Source organism: Dyadobacter jiangsuensis (genome assembly GCF_003014695.1).
GTDB lineage: Bacteria > Bacteroidota > Bacteroidia > Cytophagales > Spirosomataceae > Dyadobacter > Dyadobacter jiangsuensis.
The window spans coordinates 671,906-690,629 of the sequence record NZ_PYAS01000001.1; the positions used below are offsets into that span (position 1 = coordinate 671,906).

The 18,724-nt window shown below is 53.4% G+C and carries 12 protein-coding genes; 4 read left to right on the top strand and 8 right to left on the bottom strand.

Features of this window, described 5'->3' with window-relative positions:
* Position 1: 1 nt before the first annotated feature.
* From CLV60_RS02540 to CLV60_RS02555, 4 genes are all read right to left on the bottom strand, one after another.
* Positions 2 to 1,648 carry a RagB/SusD family nutrient uptake outer membrane protein gene (locus CLV60_RS02540; protein WP_170118700.1) on the bottom strand — a complete coding sequence of 549 codons (1,647 nt, stop codon included), beginning with the start codon at positions 1,646 to 1,648 and terminating at the stop codon, positions 2 to 4.
* 21 nt (positions 1,649 to 1,669) lie between these two features.
* Positions 1,670 to 4,969 carry a TonB-dependent receptor gene (locus CLV60_RS02545; RefSeq protein ID WP_106593951.1) on the bottom strand — a complete coding sequence of 1,100 codons (3,300 nt, stop codon included), beginning with the start codon at positions 4,967 to 4,969 and terminating at the stop codon, positions 1,670 to 1,672.
* Positions 4,970 to 5,100: 131 nt separating this feature from the next.
* Positions 5,101 to 6,141 (bottom strand): FecR family protein, encoded by a 1,041-nt coding sequence (locus tag CLV60_RS02550; protein ID WP_106593793.1) that lies wholly within the window; start codon positions 6,139 to 6,141, stop codon positions 5,101 to 5,103.
* Between the two features lie 370 nt (positions 6,142 to 6,511).
* Complete coding sequence (locus CLV60_RS02555) at positions 6,512 to 7,060, bottom strand: RNA polymerase sigma-70 factor (RefSeq protein WP_106593794.1); 549 nt, start codon at positions 7,058 to 7,060, stop codon at positions 6,512 to 6,514.
* Between the two features lie 343 nt (positions 7,061 to 7,403).
* Between CLV60_RS02555 and CLV60_RS02560 the strand changes: the two genes are divergently transcribed.
* Positions 7,404 to 8,717, top strand: a complete 1,314-nt coding sequence (locus tag CLV60_RS02560; protein ID WP_106593795.1) for a Gfo/Idh/MocA family protein — start codon at positions 7,404 to 7,406, stop codon at positions 8,715 to 8,717.
* 18 nt (positions 8,718 to 8,735) lie between these two features.
* Here the strand turns inward: CLV60_RS02560 and CLV60_RS02565 are convergent, their stop codons facing one another.
* The 4 genes from CLV60_RS02565 to CLV60_RS02580 form a co-directional block, all read right to left on the bottom strand.
* A complete protein-coding gene (locus CLV60_RS02565; protein ID WP_106593796.1) occupies positions 8,736 to 11,249 on the bottom strand; it encodes a sodium:solute symporter family protein in 2,514 nt (837 codons plus the stop codon).
* A 75-nt stretch (positions 11,250 to 11,324) separates the two neighbouring features.
* A complete protein-coding gene (locus tag CLV60_RS02570) occupies positions 11,325 to 12,284 on the bottom strand; it encodes a dihydrodipicolinate synthase family protein (RefSeq protein WP_106593797.1) in 960 nt (319 codons plus the stop codon).
* 25 nt (positions 12,285 to 12,309) lie between these two features.
* Positions 12,310 to 13,467, bottom strand: coding sequence for a sialidase family protein (locus CLV60_RS02575; protein ID WP_106593798.1), 1,158 nt, complete (start codon positions 13,465 to 13,467; stop codon positions 12,310 to 12,312).
* A 341-nt stretch (positions 13,468 to 13,808) separates the two neighbouring features.
* Positions 13,809 to 14,507: a FadR/GntR family transcriptional regulator gene (locus tag CLV60_RS02580; RefSeq protein WP_106593799.1), complete on the bottom strand. Its 699-nt coding sequence runs from the start codon at positions 14,505 to 14,507 to the stop codon at positions 13,809 to 13,811.
* Between the two features lie 321 nt (positions 14,508 to 14,828).
* On the opposite strand from CLV60_RS02580, the gene CLV60_RS02585 reads away from it, so the two are divergent.
* From CLV60_RS02585 to CLV60_RS02595, 3 genes are read left to right on the top strand one after another with little or no spacing between them, the layout of a single operon-like run.
* Positions 14,829 to 15,674 carry a heme-binding protein gene (locus CLV60_RS02585; RefSeq protein WP_229210780.1) on the top strand — a complete coding sequence of 282 codons (846 nt, stop codon included), beginning with the start codon at positions 14,829 to 14,831 and terminating at the stop codon, positions 15,672 to 15,674.
* A 36-nt stretch (positions 15,675 to 15,710) separates the two neighbouring features.
* The gene (locus CLV60_RS02590; protein WP_106593800.1) at positions 15,711 to 16,907 is read left to right on the top strand and encodes an FAD-dependent oxidoreductase; all 1,197 of its coding nucleotides are present in this window, start codon (positions 15,711 to 15,713) and stop codon (positions 16,905 to 16,907) included.
* Between the two features lie 10 nt (positions 16,908 to 16,917).
* Positions 16,918 to 18,678, top strand: coding sequence for a flavin monoamine oxidase family protein (locus CLV60_RS02595; RefSeq protein ID WP_106593801.1), 1,761 nt, complete (start codon positions 16,918 to 16,920; stop codon positions 18,676 to 18,678).
* Positions 18,679 to 18,724 lie beyond the last annotated feature (46 nt).

Below are 18,724 nucleotides of genomic sequence, written 5' to 3' on the forward strand. Positions count from 1 at the left end.
ATTATTGGTAACCGGCATTCTGTTTAAACTCGCTCTTGTTCACCACCGCGTCCAGCTGCGTCTGCGGAATAGGGCGGACGATATGGTGTTCCTGGATATTGACGGCATTATCAGGTGCATACTTTTTGACCCGTTCCACCAGTTTACCGGTGCGTTTCAGATCGAACCAGCGGAGCTGCTCGCCTGCGAGCTCGCGTGCACGCTCGTCGAGGATGAAGTCCAGCGTGATATCGGCTGCTTTCACTTGCATAGCCGTTGCTTTGCCCGGTTTGGCGGCCCTGGTGCGCACCACATTTACATATTCCGCTGCTTTGGCAAGGTCGCCGGTTTGCATCGCAGCTTCGGCAGCGATGAGGTACACCTCCGCCAACCGGATCACAAACACGTCGCGTGCGCTTTGGGCCTCGTTCAGGCTGGCGCGGGTGGGATCCATGAATTTGGAAAGAGTAGGGTAGCGCAGGTTATCCTTCACGGTGCCGTCGGCAAGGTAAATGTCGCTGCGGTCGTAAGTCTGGTACTTTTTAGAAGCCTCCACGGCGTCGGCAATGTCGAGTTTAGTGCAATACACAGCGGTATCCCCTTTGGCGATGCCAGTCGGCAATGTCGCAGAATTGGCATACCACGACTCCATGAAACTGCCCTCATAACGCGCGTCGTCGGCCGAGAAAAGGTCGAGCAGGAAGCGGGTAGGCATGTACCGGTTGAACGGCCGGCCGTTGGTAATGTCGCGGGTCATGCCCGGGCGGTCGTCGTATTTCATCAGGAACAGCAAATGCGCATTGTTACTGCCGCGGCTGTGTCCGTATGGATTGAACGTCGAGTTGGCCAGGTCGTTCAAAGCAAGGTTAGCGGAGTAATCCACCGTGTAAATCACCTCTTTGGATTTGAGGTTGCTCATTTTCCATAGATCGGCATAATTAGCTTCGAGCTTATACCCATAATTTCCATCCAAAACGGCCTTGGCCATTTCCAGAGCCTCTTTGTTCATACCCCTGGTAAGGTACATTCTCGCCAGAAACGCCTGAGCCGCCCCTTTCGTAACCCGGCCATATTGCGGCTGAGTAGCGGGCAGGTTGTTGACGGCAATTTTGAGATCTTCGAAGATCTGGTTATAAAAAGTCTCTACCGGTGTTTTGTTGGCGGTGGTCACAATGCCGTTGGTCTCGGTGGTGGTGAAATGCACGCCGCCCCACGTTTCGACAATATGCCAATAGTAAAATGCCCGAAGAAACCGCAGCTCACCCTCGCGCACGGGGCGTAACGCAGCCGAAAGACCGGCCCCCTCGATGCGGTTGATGCCGCCGTTACAAAGGTTGATAGCCGCATAAAACTCCCTCCATTCGTTGGTAAGGGCCGCATTACTGCCTTGGAGGTTCAGGTATTGGGTCAAATCGCGGTATACTTCGCCGGCGCCGCTGGTCCAGATGTCGGTACCGGTTTCGGCGATGTTGTAGCCTTCTTCCTTGCCATACCACCAGCGCTGGTAGGAGTAGGCGGCATTCACGAGCGTTTCGAAACCTTCGGGTGTGGTGTAAACGGTCTCGGACGTCAGGCCGGAGGGGTTGTATTCTTCCAATGTATTTTCACAGGCAAACAGTCCCATGAGGGAAACCGCTATAACCCCTGTTTTCAATAGTTGTGATCTCATTGTCTTGACTGTTTTAAAGGGTTACAGGTTCACATTCAGGCCAAAAATGAACAGTTTCGTCATCGGGAAGTTCTCCGATCCGCCGCGTTCGGGGTCGTAATCGAGCTTGGTGAATGTCGCCAGGTTTTTGGCAGTCGCGTAAATGCGCAGGCCGCGGATGATCTTCCAGTTGAACTTGTCGACCGGCAGGTTGTACGCCAGCGTTACGTTGCGGATACGTGCGTAGGAGGCATCGCGGTAACCCAGTGTGGACAGGTATTTCAATCCCGCGTTCTTGTTGGGGCGCGGGTATTCGTTCGTTGGGTTTTCGGGCGTCCAGTAATCGAGGCCTGCGGTGCTGTTACCTACGCCTTGCTGATCGAAACGTGCATAGCGGTCGGAGTTGATCATCGATCCGATGCGTGCGTAGATCATGAAGTTCAAGTCAAAACCCTTGTATTTGATGGTGTTATCCAAGCCTCCGCTCCATTTCGGGCGTGGCGTGCCGAGAATCACCCGGTCGTTCACAGCGTCGATCTTGCCGTCGCCATTCTGGTCTTTTACTTTGATTTCACCCGGTAATTGCGTGGGAGACATGGCTTTGGCTTGCTCGGCTTCCGAAGTTTGCCAGATGCCCAGCTTCTCGTAATCGTAGAAGACGCTGATCGGACTGCCGATGAACCAGCCGTTGCCGATATCGTTGCCCTCGGTCACGAGTTCGGTGATCTCCTCTTTGTTTTTGGTAAATGTAAGACTGGAATTCCAGGTGAAATCGGCGGTACGGATGTTGGTACTTCCCAGCACGACTTCAATACCCCGGTTGCGGGTTTTACCGATGTTCTGCTTTACAGTCGTTACACCGGTGGTAGGAGGCAGGCCACGGTCGAGGAGCAGGTCGGAGGTGCGGGTGTCGTAATAGTCAATCGAACCATTAATGCGGCCATCGAACAATCCGAAATCGAGACCCAGGTTTTGCGTAGCCGAAAGCTCCCAGCCCAGGGCTGCATTTCCGACATTGCGGGAGAAAGTGTAGGCCGGATAAGCCACCTCGTCAAATCCGAATGCAATGCGCGTGAGCGTGGTCTGCGTCGCATAAGGGCCCGACGGGTCGTTCCCCGCAATACCGTAGCTGACACGCAATTTCAGGTCGCTGAGTTTTTTGATATTCTTCACAAAACCCTCGTCGATGATCCGCCACGCAAATGCAGCCGACGGGAAGAACGTCCATTTGTTACCCGGTGCGAGTTTGGAAGAACCATCTTTCCGGGCCGTCAACGTAAGTAAGTAGCGGTCTTTAAAACCATAATTCACCCGTGCAGCAAACGACACGAGGTTGTTTTTGGAATAGGCCGAATTGATTTTAATCTCTTCGGTAGCGCTGCCCAATGAGTAGAATAGCTGCGAAGGGATCAGCTGATTCACGCCGGATGCCGAAGCATTGTCGGAAACAGTGGCCAGCGAGCTCCCGATACCGGTAAATGTAAAGCTATGCTGCTCGAATGCCTTTTGATAGGTTACCACATTCTCCCAGTTGATGGTGCGGCCGTTCGAAACATTGTAGGTAGCAAGCGATTTCCCGGTCAGCGAGCGGTCGATCGATTTGGGCGAAGAGTAAGCTCCGTTTCGCGTGCTCGACAGGTTTGCACCAAGGGTACTGCGGAATGTCAGGCCTTTCAGCGGCGTGATTTCGACGTAGCCGTTGGTCAGGGTGCGGGTGGTCAGGATGTTGTTGTTAAAAACACCCGGCTGCTCGTCGGATAGCGGGTTGGCGGTTTGTCCATCCAGCATAATGAAGTTGAAATTGCCGTTCTCGTCATACAGCGAGCCGAGCGGACTGATCTTGTTGGCCTGGTTCAAAGGGTCGCGGCGGACGCTCTGGTTATAATAGGTCAACTGGCTTTGCAAGCCGATTTTCATCCAGTCGGTCAGCGTGTAGTCCACGTTGAGGCGCGCGGTATAGCGCTTCATTTCATCCAGTTTCAGGATTCCTTTTTCATTGAAATAATCCACAGAAACATAGGATTTCAATTTTTCGGAACCGCCGCGGAAACCCAGCTGGTAGTTTTGCTGGAAACCCGGATGAATGAGTTCCTTTTGATAGTCGGTCCAGATGCCTTTTTGCAATGCATCATATTCGGCCACATTGGTAAAAATCGCGGGGTCGTCGGCGGGGGTATTCCAAACACCGGCTGCGCGCCATGCTTCCCGCTTGAAATCACGGAACTCATTGATATTCATCGCGCGCGGGTACATGGTTACCTGCGAAACGCCCGCGTAAGAGTTGAACGAAATATCCGGGCGACCGCTTTTACCTTTTTTGGTGGTAATGAGGATAACGCCATTCGCACCGCGCGAACCGTAGATGGCTATCGAGGAAGCATCCTTCAAAACTTCCATCGATTCAATATCATTCGAATTGATGTCGGCCAGGTCGCCATATTGCACACCGTCGACGATAATGAGCGGCGAGTTATTCCCGCCTATCGACCGGTTACCCCGGATGGTGATATTCACGCCCGCACCGGCCTGACCGCTGCTGCGCGTAATGTCCGCACCCGCGATCTTACCCTGCACGGCATCGAGGACGTTGTTGGAGGGTACCTGTTTCAATTGTTCGCTTTTAAGCTGCACGACCGATCCGGTCAGGTCACGCTTGCGCACGGCGCCATAGCCGATCACGACTACTTCCTCCAATGCACTCACATCCGGTTTCAGCGAAACATTGAAGGTCGTTTGCGAACCCAAAACGATGTCCTGGCTTTGGTAACCCACAAATGAGAAAGTCAGCACCGCCGTAGCATCGTCGGGGACGAGCAGGCTGAACTTACCCTGGCCATCGGTGCTGGTACCGCGGTTGGTACCTTTCAGGATCACACTCACGCCTGGAAGTACAGCGTTCTTTTCGTCGGTCAGCACGCCGGAAACTGTCCTGTCGATGGCCTGCTGCGTTGTCGGCGCCGCCGATTCTTCGCGAACAGCGTTTTCCAGGACAATCTGCCCGCCCACGAGGCGGTAGGTGAGGTTCAGCGGAGCAAGGATCTCGTCCAGCACCGTATCCAGCCGTTTTTTATTGACTTCAACGCTCACATTCCGGGCGACATTCACCCGCTCGGAACTGTACACAATGCGGGCTTTGGTTTGTTTTTCAATGCTATTAATGACCTTTTCGAAGCGCTGGTTCTGGAATTTCAGCGTGACAAGCCGCGACATCACTTCCTGCTGATCGGCGGCGAGGGCTGCCGGGCAAACCAGCAACGCCACGAGGAGCATTCGCAGCAGTATGTTTCCGACGGCTTTTGTACGCCGGCAGGCCTTGAAAAGTAAAGGTTCCGTTTTTTTCATACCTTTAAATGTTTTATTAAATGGAGATTTGATAAAATGAAGCTCCCGAAAAGGCGCGATTCGCTGTCGGCCTCGCAGGATTTGCTGGCGCTGGCCCATGTTCGCTGCATGGCCAGCGTTTTCGTTTGCGGCTATGTTTGCATAGGATTGGGTTTACGTGTTTGAAAAGCGTGTGTTCCGCGCATTTTGCATCCCGGACCCGCAATGCGGATCGTCGAGCCGCGGACTTTGTATTTCGCGCCTAATGCAGCGCAAATAATGTCCAGCTGGGTGTAAAGCGGTTGCCCGCTCAGATCGGCCGTCAGTGTGCAATTCATGATCTGGCCGTTTTCGGCCTGTACATCCACGCCCCACGCATCACGCATATGCTGGGCGACCTGCGCAAGCGGCGCGTGATGGAATTGGAAGGAGATATTCGCATTGAGCAATCGCGGGCGCTCCGCCAGCCCGGGCGAGAATTTACCCGAGTTACGGTCGAATGTGGCGGTGTGGTTGGGGCTCACCAGCATATCGACAGCCTCTTCGCTCGTTTTTTCGCTGTAAACCGAGACGAGCCCGGTTACTACCTCCACCTTTGTTTGCCGGCCGCCGGGCGCCGTACTTACGTGGAAACTGGTACCCAATACCCTGGTAGTAACCCCGCCCGAATGCACATAAAAAGGTTTCCTGGGATTCTTGCGAATGCTGAAAAAGCCATTTCCCTTTAACACCACTTCCCGCTTGCTTCCCTCGAAGCGATTCGGGTAGCGCAACGAGCTGCCTGGGCGGAGCTCCACCACGCTGCTGTCTTCCAGTACAATAGGAAGGACATTTTGACTGTCGTTGCGTTTTTCCTGCCAGGTGTAAGCCGTTAGAGGCACATGGCGGTCGAGGACCTTCCCTGCAAAAAACCAGGCAATCAGCAGGAGGGAGGCGGCCATACCTGCCCATCGGAGGTAAATGGATCGAAACGGGCTGTTGCCGTCGCGCCCATTGAGGTCTGGAATACTGGCCTTTTCCTGCATACCGGACCACATCCGCTCTTCGGCACCGTCGAGATCGTCTTCGGAAACACCCCCCGCATTGTCGTTTTCAAGGAGTGCATACCAATGCTCGACCAGCTGCTTTTCCTGCTCTGTGCATCGGCCCTCTTGATACTTCTCCAATAATGCTGCGAATTGTTCCCGATTCATGGCCGATGGTTGGCTACTTGCTTTTTAGTGAGTAGTCAACCATCGCGCCGCTGATCCGCAAAACTTTTTAAATATTATTGGATAAGTTATGTTTCTGTGGCGTTTATGGACGAATGTTCTGGCTTTTGTGCAATGGGGAGAAAAGGAGGAAGGAGGAAGGTACGATGGAGTGCAAAATCGCGTAGCGATGTAACATTGGTAGCTATCAATATCGTGGGTACCATCCGGAAATCCCGTCAGGGATGTGACAACAGCGAATAATGTTTGTAACGCATGGTTGTTACATGCCCAAGAGCATTTTCCCTTTCCTCCTTCCTCCCTTTCCTCCTTCCTCCCTTTCGTCCTTCCTCCCTTTCGTCCTTCCTCCATTTCAAAGATAATCTTTCAGATAGCTGCGCAACGCCTTCACCACCAGACTCAAATGATGCTCAACGGTCCTTTGCGGCATTTGGATTTCCGAGGCAATTTCTTTCGTAGAGCGGTTTTCGAGGCGGTGGAGGCGGAAAATGGTCTGTGCTTTTTCGGGGAAATGGCTCAGGCGGGCCTCGATGTTACTCATTAGTTCGCTTGCATTCAGTTGATCTTCGGTCGTGTAGGTCGCGTCGGAATAGCCTGCGAACGTGTGAGCGAGGTATTTTTCATGCACCATCGCCGATTTGAAATGGTTGATGCACGTGTATTTCACGGATGTGATCAGATAGGCTTCGAGATTATCGATCTGCAAAAGACTGCGTCGCTCCCATAACCGAAGAAATACATCCTGGACAATGCTTTCCACGACTTCGCGGTCGTCGACCTTGCGGAGGGCGAGCAGGTACATTTTTTTCCAGTAACGCTGGTAAATCTCGCGGAACGCCAGGCTGTCGTCGTCGCGCAGGGCTTCGACAAGATGCTGGTCCGGGAGAGATCTGAGGTTCATGAGTGGTTACCGATACTGTGAAAATGCGATGGGTTGGATGTTTTTTGAAATTGGATTTTTCCGGTATGGTGTAAATCCGGTCATCCTTGCCCGGACTTAATTTGAATCCATTTTTAATCGTGACCAATGCAATCGGCCGATTTTTTTACGCAGACGTTGCCGGGAACGTTATCATTCGTGATTTTTATAGGGAAAGCCATACTTTTTCCCGGCAATACCAAATTATAAGGCAAGATTTGTCAGATTGACATTTGAAATATTGCAAGAATACTTTGTGTAAAAACAGCGGTAAAAGTGTGCGGAAACCTGCTTTGTTTTGCCATCATCATCCCCCTGAGTTGTCATGACTATTTCCAGAAGAAAATTCATCCATACTGCCGCTGCCGTCGCCGGGGGCGCTGCCGTTTCGCCCGTTATCACCGACTTCGCGTATGCTGAAAGGCCAATCCGATCTGCGGCTGCAGACAAGATCCGGGTGGCGGCGATCGGGATCAACAGTATGGGATGGGCGGACGTCAACGCGGTGATGAAAAACCCGGGTGTGGAATGTGTGGCGCTATGCGATGTCGACCGTAATGTGCTCGACAAGCGAGCAGCGGAACTGGCCGGGAAGGGAATGCAGGTCAAGACTTTCAGCGATTACCGGCGGATCCTGGACAGCAAGGATATCGATGCGGTGGTGATCGGTACGCCCGACCATTGGCATTGCCTTATGATGGCCGAAGCATGCGATGCCGGTAAGGATGTGTACGTCGAAAAGCCGATCGGGAATTCGATCGCGGAATGCCGGGCGATGGTAGCGGCGCAGCAGCGGACCAATCGGGTTGTGCAGGTGGGGCAATGGCAGCGCAGCCAGAAGCATTTCCGCGACGCCGTCGATTTCGTGCATTCGGGAAAGCTGGGAAAAGTGGGGCTGGTGAAAGTATGGGGGTATTTTAATTATGGTAATCCTATTTTAAAGCAGCCCGATGGCTCGGCTCCGACCGGTGTCGACTACGGGCTGTGGCTAGGTCCCGCTGTTACGAGGCCCTTTAATCCAAACCGTTTCCATGGTTCATTCCGCTGGTTTTGGGATTACGCAGGCGGTATCATGACCGACTGGGGCGTGCATTTGCTCGACTATGCCCTGCTCGGAATGAAGGCAAATGCCACGCCGAAACGGGTTAGCGCCAGCGGGGCCATGCTCCGTAACCCTGGTGCTGAAACACCTGATACGCTGACGGCACTCTTCGAATACGACGATTTTAACATCCAATGGGAGCACGTGATCGGCTATGGCGCTGGTATTTACAACCGCCAGCACGGCATCGCATTCATGGGGGAGAATGGCACGCTTATCGTCGACCGGCAGGGCTGGGAAGTGGTACCCTACGAAAAGCGTATGGAGGCCGTTCCGTTCACGAAGTCTTCGGACAATGGGTTAGATGAGCACGCCAAAAATTTCGTGGAAGTAATCCGCTCGCGGCGAATGGAGGATCTGCACGCGCCCATACAGGCAGGCGCAGAGGTGGCGACACTTTCGCAAATGGGCAACATCGCTTACCGCACCGGCAATATGCTGCATTGGAATGCGCAAAAAGGAGAGTTTGATGATTCTATGGCTAATCAATTGATCACCAGCGAATATCATAATGGCTATAAAATGCCGCGTGCATAGTTTTTCCTGACAACTTGCTCAGTAAAGCCGGGGGAAGGCTTTGCTGACCAGCCACCCGAAAATGAGACATCCGAAAATGCCGACGCCGGGATACAGGAAAAAATGCACCCAACCATTGGCCTGCACGAAATAGAGCAGTACCGCACTCAGGAAAAAGCCGGCGAGGATGCCCGTGCTATGAATGGAAGGGACGAATATCCCGGCTACAAACATTCCCGCCAGGCAGCCGCCGAATATACCGATCAGTTTAAGGTACTGATCCCATATGCTGTTGTTTTCCATAAAAACGAGCCACACCGCAATGCCGATCCCCGCCGCACCCAATGCAAGCGTGGTATAGCGGGCAAAGCGGAAGCGTTGCAGATCGTTGGATTGGGGAACAAAATGCTGAAAGAAGTCAGTGGTCACGACCGTGGCTATCGAATTCATGGAAGAGCTGATGGTCGACATGGTGGCCGCGAAAAGGCCGGCAATCACCAACCCGCGCAGCCCGGCGGGCAATTGCGTGGAGATGAACCACGGAAAAATATCGTCGGTACGCGCCATCGGGTTCAGCAGGTGGGGGCTTTGTTTGAAATAGACCCACAGAGCCGTGCCGACGAGGAAGAATATCAGCGTGGCGGGGATGACCAGGAATGCATTAGTCCAGATCGACCGGCGGGCTTCCGCCTCGGTGGGTGTGGTAAGGTATCGCTGCACCACCACCTGATCGGACGTATAGGTGACAATCTGCGTCAGGAAATTACCCACCAGAACCACCCATAACACCGGCTCGGTAATGGCCCAGCCGGTGTTGACCATATGGAACTTACCCGCATCGTGTGCCTGCCCGAACAGCGCGTCGAAGCCGCCGGATGCGTGGGCAATGAAGAATAAACTGACGAACGCCCCGCCCAGCAGTACGCCGACCTGCATTACCTCGGTCCAAACCACGGCTTCAATGCCGCCGGAGATCGTGTAAGCGGTGGTGATGAGGCTGGTAAGAACAATGCAAAGCATGAGGTTCATGCCCGTAACAGTGCTCAGTACCAATGCGGGGAGGTAGATCACGATCCCCAATCTTCCCACCTGAAAAATTACGAATGTGAGGCCCCCTACCAGTTTCACCGTTTTGTTAAACCGGAATGCGAGGTATTCGTACACGCTGGTGATTTTCAGTTTGCGGAAATAGGGCAGGAAAAACCAGATCACGATCGGCGCCACGGCGACGATCATCGCGTTGGCAAAAATATACACCCAGTCGGTAGCGTAGGTTTTAGCGGGAATGGCAATGAAAGTGAGCGCGCTCACTTTGCTTCCGAAAATGCTTAGCCCGGCCGCCCACCAGGGGATGTTCTGGCCGCCGAGGAAGAAATCGTCGGTGCTGGCGCTCATTTTGCGGGAAACATAAATGCTGATGCCCAGTACCAGCAGAAAATAAACGGCCACTACACCCCAGTCGATTCCGCTGAATGTACCAGTACCCATAACGGGATTGCCGGTTATCACGCGGGGCGTACGGATACCGGGCTGGATTTCGCCGGAAGGGATCACCAGTTGCCCATTCCAGGTCACGAGAGGCGTCGTAACAGCGGCTTTTCCTTCGCGAAACGCACCTAGCGATGCCCAGGTATCGGTAATGCTGTGGTAAGCCAGGATGTCGCTACGGAAGCCGGGATGCTTTTCGCGCAGCTCCATCACCCGTTGCGCAAGCGTGCCATCGTCACCGCCCACGACGAGTAGGTGCGACTGCCCGGCCGCGTACGCAGGCGAGGGCGCAGCTACGACCGCATGAGGCAAGTCGGCCATGCGTTTCCAGGTTTTGGTTACCGGATTATAAGCAAGGCATTCTTTCAAATAATTACGCTGTACTGCGCCGGTAGTTGCATCATAATGCAGTTCCGCACCGCTGAAAAGGAAGAATCGGCCATCCTGCGCCCCCGCGACAGCCAGCATCCGGCCGTTTCCTGGTAATGCGGGTAGTTCGGTCCATTGTTTTTGGTGTAAATCAAATTCCCAGAAGCGGCTTGATGCAAGGGTGTCGGACGGCGAGCCCGTGCCGCCTGCTACATATATTTTGTCGCTCAGCAACGCGCCGGAAGCATAGGCAAGCGGAACCGGCAAAGCCGGAAGCGGTGTGGTACTAACCTGTCCGTTTTTCCAATGCAGATAGAATGCCTGGCTGTAATGACGCGATCCGTCGGCGCCTCCAATGCAAAAAACACCCTCGGGTGTGGTGATCGAAACGCCATAACCCATAGCTCGGGGCAGTTTTCCTACTTTCTTCCAACTTCCCGACGGACTTTCCAGTACAAATACTGCATCGTACCATTTCTTCGACACTGTGCTCCAGGGACCCGCATTCCCAGGAAAGTTAGCACCGCCACCGACGATCAGCGCACCGTTGCTGACGCCCGCATAAGCACCCGCAAATCCAACCGCATCGGGCAGCGCCGGAAGGTCTTTCCAGACAAAGGGCGACGGACCGGCCTCCTGGGCGTAGGAAACCAAAGTTTGCATGAAAATGGTCAGGAAGAAAAGGAAGCGGGTCATGAGGTCTTTCAGTTACTCATTCACTCATTTGAAATTCGGTCATTCAATCATTGGTTGTCATTAGGTCAAGAGTGGTCAGGAGTTGTCAAGGGTAGTCAGGGGCGCAGGGAGGGCTTCCCCGGTGGGCAGGAATTTGAAAAAGCCAATGTCGGTTAGTTGGCAATGCAGCGCGTGGTATTGTTCGTCGGACAGTGCTTCGAGCGGGAGCCGGCAAGGTCCCATATCGAAACCGAGCATTTTCATCACCGCCTTTTGAGCGGGAATCGGCGCATATTGTACCACAATACGCACCATTTCTACGCAGAAAAGCATTTGTTTTCGTGCCTTATCGATCTCACCCGCTTCGAAATACTGCCTTACTTTCAAATAGAATGGGGCTGCGAAGTTGAAAGTGCTGCCGATGCAGCCTTTGGCACCCATCGCCAATGCAGGCAGATGGTTTTCATCAAAACCATATAACACGTCATATTTACCACCCTCGTAATTCAGGCATTCCTGGTATTCCCATAGAGTCGAAGCGGTGTATTTGACACCAGCGAAGTTCCGAATTTGCTTTTCCGCAATGCGCATGAAATCAAGGACATCCACCGAAAAGCCGGTGAGCGAGGGAATATGGTAATAATAGAATGGCAATTCCGGTGCGCCGGACGCGATTTCGGTCATGCAGTCGGCGAGGTTTTGCACGGAGGTGGGTTTGAAATAAAATGCCGCCACCGACGATATGGCATCCGCACCCGCTTCCTGCGCGTGACGTGCCAGCTTGCGTGCCTCCGCGATGCTTGCGTGCCCCACGTGTACGATCATGCGCAGGCGACCTTTACCGGCATTAATCACGGTTTCGGTAACCTGCATGCGTTCTTCAAGGGTGAGGTTGGGGCCCTCGCCGTTGCTGCCGCAAATGAATATGCCCGAAATGCCGGAGGCGATCAAATGCTCGACCAATGCGGGCAGCAGCTCGTAATGTACGGCGCCGTCGGGATGTAACGGCGTGAAAAGCGCGGCAATGAGGCCGTCGGTGTGTTGGATGGTAGGCATATGGAATGGATGTATTGAAAAACAGCTATTTGTGAGGCCGGAATAGCCATTTTGGGGTGATCGTTTGCAGCACGATCTGTTCGTAAGCGCCGGTTTTTCCCGCTTCATAGAGGCACAGGATATTACCGTCGGGTAATACGGCCATGGATGAATAGGCCGATGGGCCGGGGAAAATGGTGCGGATTACCGGCCACGTTTTTCCCTCATTGAAGCTGGCCCGCAACGTCAGGTTATGACGTTTGGTGGTGCTGGCAGGATTGAGGAAAAGCATTGCACTGAGGCCTTTTGCATTCGGGCGCCGGTAGCGGATGATTGATCCCTGGCATACCGGCTCTACGAGCTCCGGGTTGTCCTCCGGTGCCGTCCAGCTCACGCCGCCATCGTAACTCAGCGATTGCGCCCGCTTCCCTCGACCGAGGTAGGAGCGCATGTTCATCAGCAGTGTGCCATTACCGTCCTCGATTTCAACAACCTGGCATTCATTCATTTTTGGTGTAATTGTGCCACCTAGCTGCCACGTGTTGCCGTGGTTGTCGCTGTAAATGGCGTGCGCGCCATATTCGAACGGGCCGTTGCGGACTTTTCCGTTCGGGTCGTCGTAGCTGAAATCGCAGGGGATTACGAGGCGGCCTTTGCGGGGGCCGTTCTGAATCTGTATGCCAATACCCGGGCCGGTCGCATACCAGCCCCATTCGGGTTTTTTGGTGGTTTGGGTTATTTCAACCGGTTTAGCCCAGGTGGCGCCGTTGTCGGAGCTCCGGGAGAGCCATACCGTCCGAGTCGACTCGGATTTTTTAGTAATAATGTCTTTTTCAGATGCGTCGCCACGATTATGGGTCAGCAGCAGGAGAATTTCGCCGGTCTGTTCGTCGAGTACCGGGCAGGGATTGCCGCAGGTATTGGCTCCATCGTCCCAGACGACCGTTTGCTGGCTCCATGTTTTGCCATTATCCGTCGAGCGCTTCATCAGCAGATCGATGTCTCCCGCATCCCCGGCTCCCTCTTTGCGGCCCTCGCAAAAAGCGATCAGTGCGCCATTTTTAGCCCGGATGAGCGAAGGAATGCGGTAGCTTTTATAGCCGCTCTCACCTGCGCTGAACAATGCGCGGGTTTGGGGAATATCTTGTGAGAATGCACGAGTGGCGCCCAGGACGATCAGGAGCAGCCATGTCTTTTTGATCATAATTAGTAGTTATGTTCTACATATTAGTAAATGTAAAAGCATTGAGGCTGAACATCCAAATATTTATTCAGAAAATAATGCAAAATGTTGGCTGGAATGTGCGCGTCTAAACTTGTTGTTGCATCCTTGACAGGATTTCTGAACCTTGCATCTACTCTTTTCTACCAATGTTGCATGCCTGACGGCATTTAGGACTTTCAATCAAAGGCCGCGACGGCCTGCATCTAGAGGGGAACCACGCAGCAATGTACTTTTACCCTGTATAACCAGGATACGTTATTTTCCTCAATCTCGTAGCGATGTAAACTACCGATCTGCTACGGCATCATTGAACGCTATTATCAGGGCTTCAACCGATCGAAATGGGGTTTCAAATGCGCCTTCATACCGCGGCGGAAATCTTCGGAATCGCCGGTTTTCAGGATTTCAACCAGGTCGCGGTGTGTGACTTTGCCGACGTCGGCGCGGCCATCGACCTGGATTTCATAATCGAGCACATATTCGAACACCGGCAGCAGCATTTTCTGAAAACGCATATAGGTATCGTTACCCGTCATCTGATACAACTTGCCGTGGAAAGCGATTTCGTGTTCCACCCGGAAGGGCTTCTGCTGCTTGTTCACCTCCTGCGCGACGATGTCTTCCAGCACGGCGATGTCTTCGGGCGTTTTGCGGAGGTATATCAGGTCGGCGAGGCCCATTTCCAATACCAGGCGTAGTTCAAAGATATCCTTCAAAGTGTTTTTGCCGAGGAGCAGCGGGTCGAGAACGCGTTCGAGCGAGCCGAGGATGTCGGGCTGTGCGAGTATCATACCCCGTTTTTTTCGGGTATCGATCATCCCCAGCATACGGAGGCGGCTAAGTGCCTCGCGGACCACGTTGCGGCTCACTCCCAGCGCATCGGCCAGTTCCTGCTCCTTCGGCAGCGCGTCGCCGGGCACAAATGACTTGCGTTTCAAATACTCCCGAAGCCTGGATTCAACCAGATCGGTCATCGTGGATGGCTCCAAAGGCCGGATATCGTTTTTCAGATCACTCATAAAATGCAGCAGCCGGTAGTCCCGACCGGAAATGGATTTCGGCTGTAAAGCTAATAATTCCTTTTGTAGGACATAATGGGGGCGGTGGAAATTTGCTTGGGGGCCAGCGAAATCCTTTGACCGTTAAATAAGTTCGAAGGTAGTATTAGTTTGGTTGCACCTTATTTCAGCTAGTTTGTCAAATATTATAAAACTAATTCTATAATGAACAACATGGTGAAATCCGGATCGGGTGAGTTGTGGCAGGTTGGTAACGATCGGATTGACAGGCCATGAGTGCCCGGTACGCATTCTCTTTTTTCACTTAAACCATCATACACCATGTTAAAAGTTACTAGTAATGCCCTTCAAACCGTACGCTTAGGCGGCGCGCCCGATGAAACCGTATCGATGTTCGGTCCGCTGACCGACCTGATCGGTACCTGGGTAGGCCGGAAGGGGTGGAACCTGGTGGCCGTTCCCAACCAGAAAGGCGGCTTCCTGCTCCTGGTGCAGCCTTACACCGAAACGCTGACGGTGACGCCGCTAAGCACGCCTACACCCAACCGCGGAACGCATATCGTGCAGCAGGTACCGACGCTGCTGTACAGCCTTTCGATCCACAGCAATATCGACGGCAGCTTGCTCCATGCCGAAAACGGAACGTGGCTGCTATTGCAGGATTGCCCGGATGAATTCAGCATCGCACGCCAGGCTTCGGTACCGCACGGAGACTCCTTGCTGGCGTTAGGCGGGTCGTCGGTGACGCCTGGTGCGCCCAACATCCCGGATATCAGCACATTGCCCATTACCGGGCTGGGCTCCAAGCCACTGGGTTATACCGATCCTTACCTCACGCCGCTGGAAGGTTTCAACAAGGTGAACCCGAATGCTACCCTGCGCGACGCGATTGCCGGTCAGACGATTACCTCGACCACCACTATTTCGGTCAGCACAGCCAACAAGGGAGGTATTACCAACATTCCATTCATCGTTCAAAACGCCAACACGACGAGCTTCGAGGCTACTTTCTGGATTGAAACCGTGAAGAACCCGAACACGGGCGGCTCGTTCCTGCAACTGCAATATTCGCAGAACTCCATCATCGAATTTATCCCGCAGTTCCATGATCCGTCCAAGCTGATCGAGTGGCCGCACGTGAATATCAATACGCTGGTGAAACAATAAGCGATTCCTAAAACCTTCACAATAAGTAGAATATTCATGGCGCAACCAGCAGATCATCATTTTGATGTGATCGTGGTCGGGGGAGGGGCGATTGGCCTCTCCACCGGTTACCATCTGGGAAAAAGAAAGGCTAAAACACTGGTTCTGGAACAGTTCAATTTCAAAAACCAGCTCGGTAGCTCGGCGGGCGTTTCGCGGCAATACCGCATTCCGTACCCCGAGGAATATATGGTGCAAATGGCGCTCGACGCGCAACCGTATTGGGATGAGCTACAAACCCTCACTCCCAAAACGCTGCTCGACAAGGTGGGCACGCTTTGGTTTGGCGACCCGGCGGTACATTCAACCGAGGGAAATATCGCCGAGGCGGAGCAGGCGCTTAAAGCACTTAATGTGCCGTACACCAGCCTTACGGCAAAGGAAATTGAGGCACAATACCATTTCCGCAACCTGCCGGAGACCTACACGGGCCTTTTTCAGGCGGACGGCGCCAGCATCGATTTCCGTGCTACGATCGAAACCTTGTACCAGGCCTGCGAGCGTGACCCTTATACGATCTTACAAGACGAGTCTCCGGTGACGGCCATCGAACAGGACGGAAAACTGTTTACCGTGTCTACGCCGAAAGGGGTTTTTACGGGTGAAAAACTGGTGCTGGTGCCCGGCCCGTATATCGATGGCGTGATCAATCTGCTCGGCTTTACGATCGAGGCGACTTACTGGAATATGTCCTCGTGCTATTTCAAAAAGACCGATCCGAAGATTCAATACCCGACGTGGTTTGTGTTCCAGAACGCGATCGGCTCGAATGGGAACCAGTTTTATGGTTTTCCCGGCGTGGATTGGGACCACCCGGAATACATCCGCGTGGCACCCGATTTTGTGATTGATCCGCTCGCGAGCCCCGAGCAGCGCACGCTCGTGCCCAACCCGCAGGAGCTCGCGTACACGGCGGCGTGGGTCCGCGACCACATGACGGGCCTCGATCCGACACCTTATTTCACATCCACATGCCTCATTGCGCTCAGCAAGATCCCGAACAAGGAGTTGCTCATCGACTTTGCACCGCCTTATGTGCCCAATAGCCAGAATATCGTGGTGTATGCCACCGGCTGGGCGGCCAAGTTTACGCCGTTTTTGGGCAAAATACTGACAGAGCTGGCGCTTGATGGCCATTCGACGTTCGATATCTCGCCGTTCAAGCTGGGTTACAATTATTTCAAAGCCATTTAAAACCATCAACATGAATAAAAACACACCACTTAACAACGGGATGAAGCCCGGCTTACAGACGGAAGTCGCGATTATTGGTGCGGGAACATCAGGTTTGTACAGCGCCTTCCGTCTGACGGACGTGGGCAAATACACCGGCGACCAGGTACAGATCTTCGATATGAGTGAGCGGCTCGGTGGGCGGCTCGAATCGGTGATCCTGCCGGGAATGAACTTCTGGGGCGAACTGGGCGGCATGCGCTACCTCACCTCGCAGGAGATCGTGACCACGCTCATCGAAGGTTACCCGCTGTCTGAAAAGGATTTGAGCAAACGCACGCCGGTGCTCAAAGACCATATGACGCCCGTTCCGTTCCCGATGGGCAATCCGGCTGACCTTCTTTTTTACCTACGCAAGCAGCATTTCAAACAGAATGCGTGGAATGTGGCGCAGGACAAAGGCGAGAAACTGGTAACCCGCTATTATCTCAACGACGACGACATTGGTTTCAGCTCCGACCAGCTTTTCAACAAAATCATTTACGACGTACTCGTCGCGGATCCCTGGTATGTGAGCAATTTCCCAGGGTTGGCTACCAAGAAAGGGGAGTACGACTACGAATTCAAGCTTACCAGCGAGGACTGGGACAAAGTGAAGCCTAACCTTACCTACCATTTTGCAGGTTCACCGTATGACGGGCGGAAAGTAAACGACCTGGGCTTCTGGAACCTGATCAAGGACCAGGTTTCCGAGGAGGGTTACACCTTTGTGGCGAATGCCGGTGGTTATTATTCCAACACGATCAACTGGAATGCGGCGGAAGCATTTCCTTATATGGTAGGCGATTTTTCGGCTGATGTGACTTACAAAACCATCGAGGAAGGTTACGACAGCATTGCCTACGCGCTGGCGAACCAATACATGGGAATTGAGGGGGCTTGTATCTGGTCGGAGAACAAGCTGCTGACCTTCTCGAAAGGCCACGACCAGCGCGAGCACTACCGCTACGAGCTGACGTTCCTGAACATCCCGAGTAACCAGATCTGGCATGCCTATGCCAATCATATTATATTAGGTATGCCGCGGAAGTCGCTCGAACTGCTCGATCAGCAGAACTTCTTCTTCAATTCCAATGAGAATACCGTACTCGACCGTAATATCCGCTCGGTGATCATGGAGCCGGCATTCAAAATACTGATGGGCTTCCGGGAACCGTGGTGGAAGAAGCTGGGCATTGACTCCGGGCATTCTATCACCGACCTCCCGATGCGCCAGTGCTATTATTTCGGAACCGATCCGCGGAACAATAACTCGATGCTGCTAGGCAGCTACGGGGATATGGAAACGGAGACGTTTTGGAAGGCGCTTTCGGATGATACCGTGCTTTTCAAAGTGAGTGCAGCGGAATCGGCTTCGCTCGTGGAATTGAAAGCGCTTGAAAGAGAGCAGGCTACGCAACTGATGGTGAACGAAATCATGAACCAGCTTCGCGAGCTGCATGGTGCGGAGGTAGAAATCCCCGAGCCATACGTGACCTACTTCCGCGACTGGTCCGACGACCCGTTTGGCGCCGGATACCACGCCTGGAAAGCCGGCGTCGCGGTTTGGAACGTCATGCCCTACATGCGCAAGCCTGATGACGGCGAGAACATTTACGTCGTAGGTGAGGCCTACTCCGATCAGCAGGGCTGGGTAGAAGGTGCATTCTGCGAGGCAGAGAAGATGCTGGAATCCCATTTCCACCTGACAAGGCCGACGTGGTTGAGTGATGGTTATTATATGGGGTGGTAGGGATTGGGCAATCCAGACGGTAAACGCGCGGTTTGGCTATGCACCA

Excerpts from the sequence above, each read along its gene's own strand:
- CLV60_RS02545 (WP_106593951.1), bottom strand. The coding sequence starts at position 4,969 with ATGAAAAAAACGGAACCTTTACTTTTCAAGGCCTGCCGGCGTACAAAA.
- CLV60_RS02565 (WP_106593796.1), bottom strand. The coding sequence starts at position 11,249 with ATGACCCGCTTCCTTTTCTTCCTGACCATTTTCATGCAAACTTTGGTT.
- CLV60_RS02575 (WP_106593798.1), bottom strand. The coding sequence starts at position 13,467 with ATGATCAAAAAGACATGGCTGCTCCTGATCGTCCTGGGCGCCACTCGT.
- CLV60_RS02590 (WP_106593800.1), top strand. The coding sequence starts at position 15,711 with ATGGCGCAACCAGCAGATCATCATTTTGATGTGATCGTGGTCGGGGGA.
- CLV60_RS02540 (WP_170118700.1), bottom strand. The coding sequence starts at position 1,648 with ATGAGATCACAACTATTGAAAACAGGGGTTATAGCGGTTTCCCTCATG.
- CLV60_RS02570 (WP_106593797.1), bottom strand. The coding sequence starts at position 12,284 with ATGCCTACCATCCAACACACCGACGGCCTCATTGCCGCGCTTTTCACG.
- CLV60_RS02555 (WP_106593794.1), bottom strand. The coding sequence starts at position 7,060 with ATGAACCTCAGATCTCTCCCGGACCAGCATCTTGTCGAAGCCCTGCGC.
- CLV60_RS02580 (WP_106593799.1), bottom strand. The coding sequence starts at position 14,507 with ATGAGTGATCTGAAAAACGATATCCGGCCTTTGGAGCCATCCACGATG.
- CLV60_RS02560 (WP_106593795.1), top strand. The coding sequence starts at position 7,404 with ATGACTATTTCCAGAAGAAAATTCATCCATACTGCCGCTGCCGTCGCC.
- CLV60_RS02595 (WP_106593801.1), top strand. The coding sequence starts at position 16,918 with ATGAATAAAAACACACCACTTAACAACGGGATGAAGCCCGGCTTACAG.
- CLV60_RS02550 (WP_106593793.1), bottom strand. The coding sequence starts at position 6,141 with ATGAATCGGGAACAATTCGCAGCATTATTGGAGAAGTATCAAGAGGGC.
- CLV60_RS02585 (WP_229210780.1), top strand. The coding sequence starts at position 14,829 with ATGTTAAAAGTTACTAGTAATGCCCTTCAAACCGTACGCTTAGGCGGC.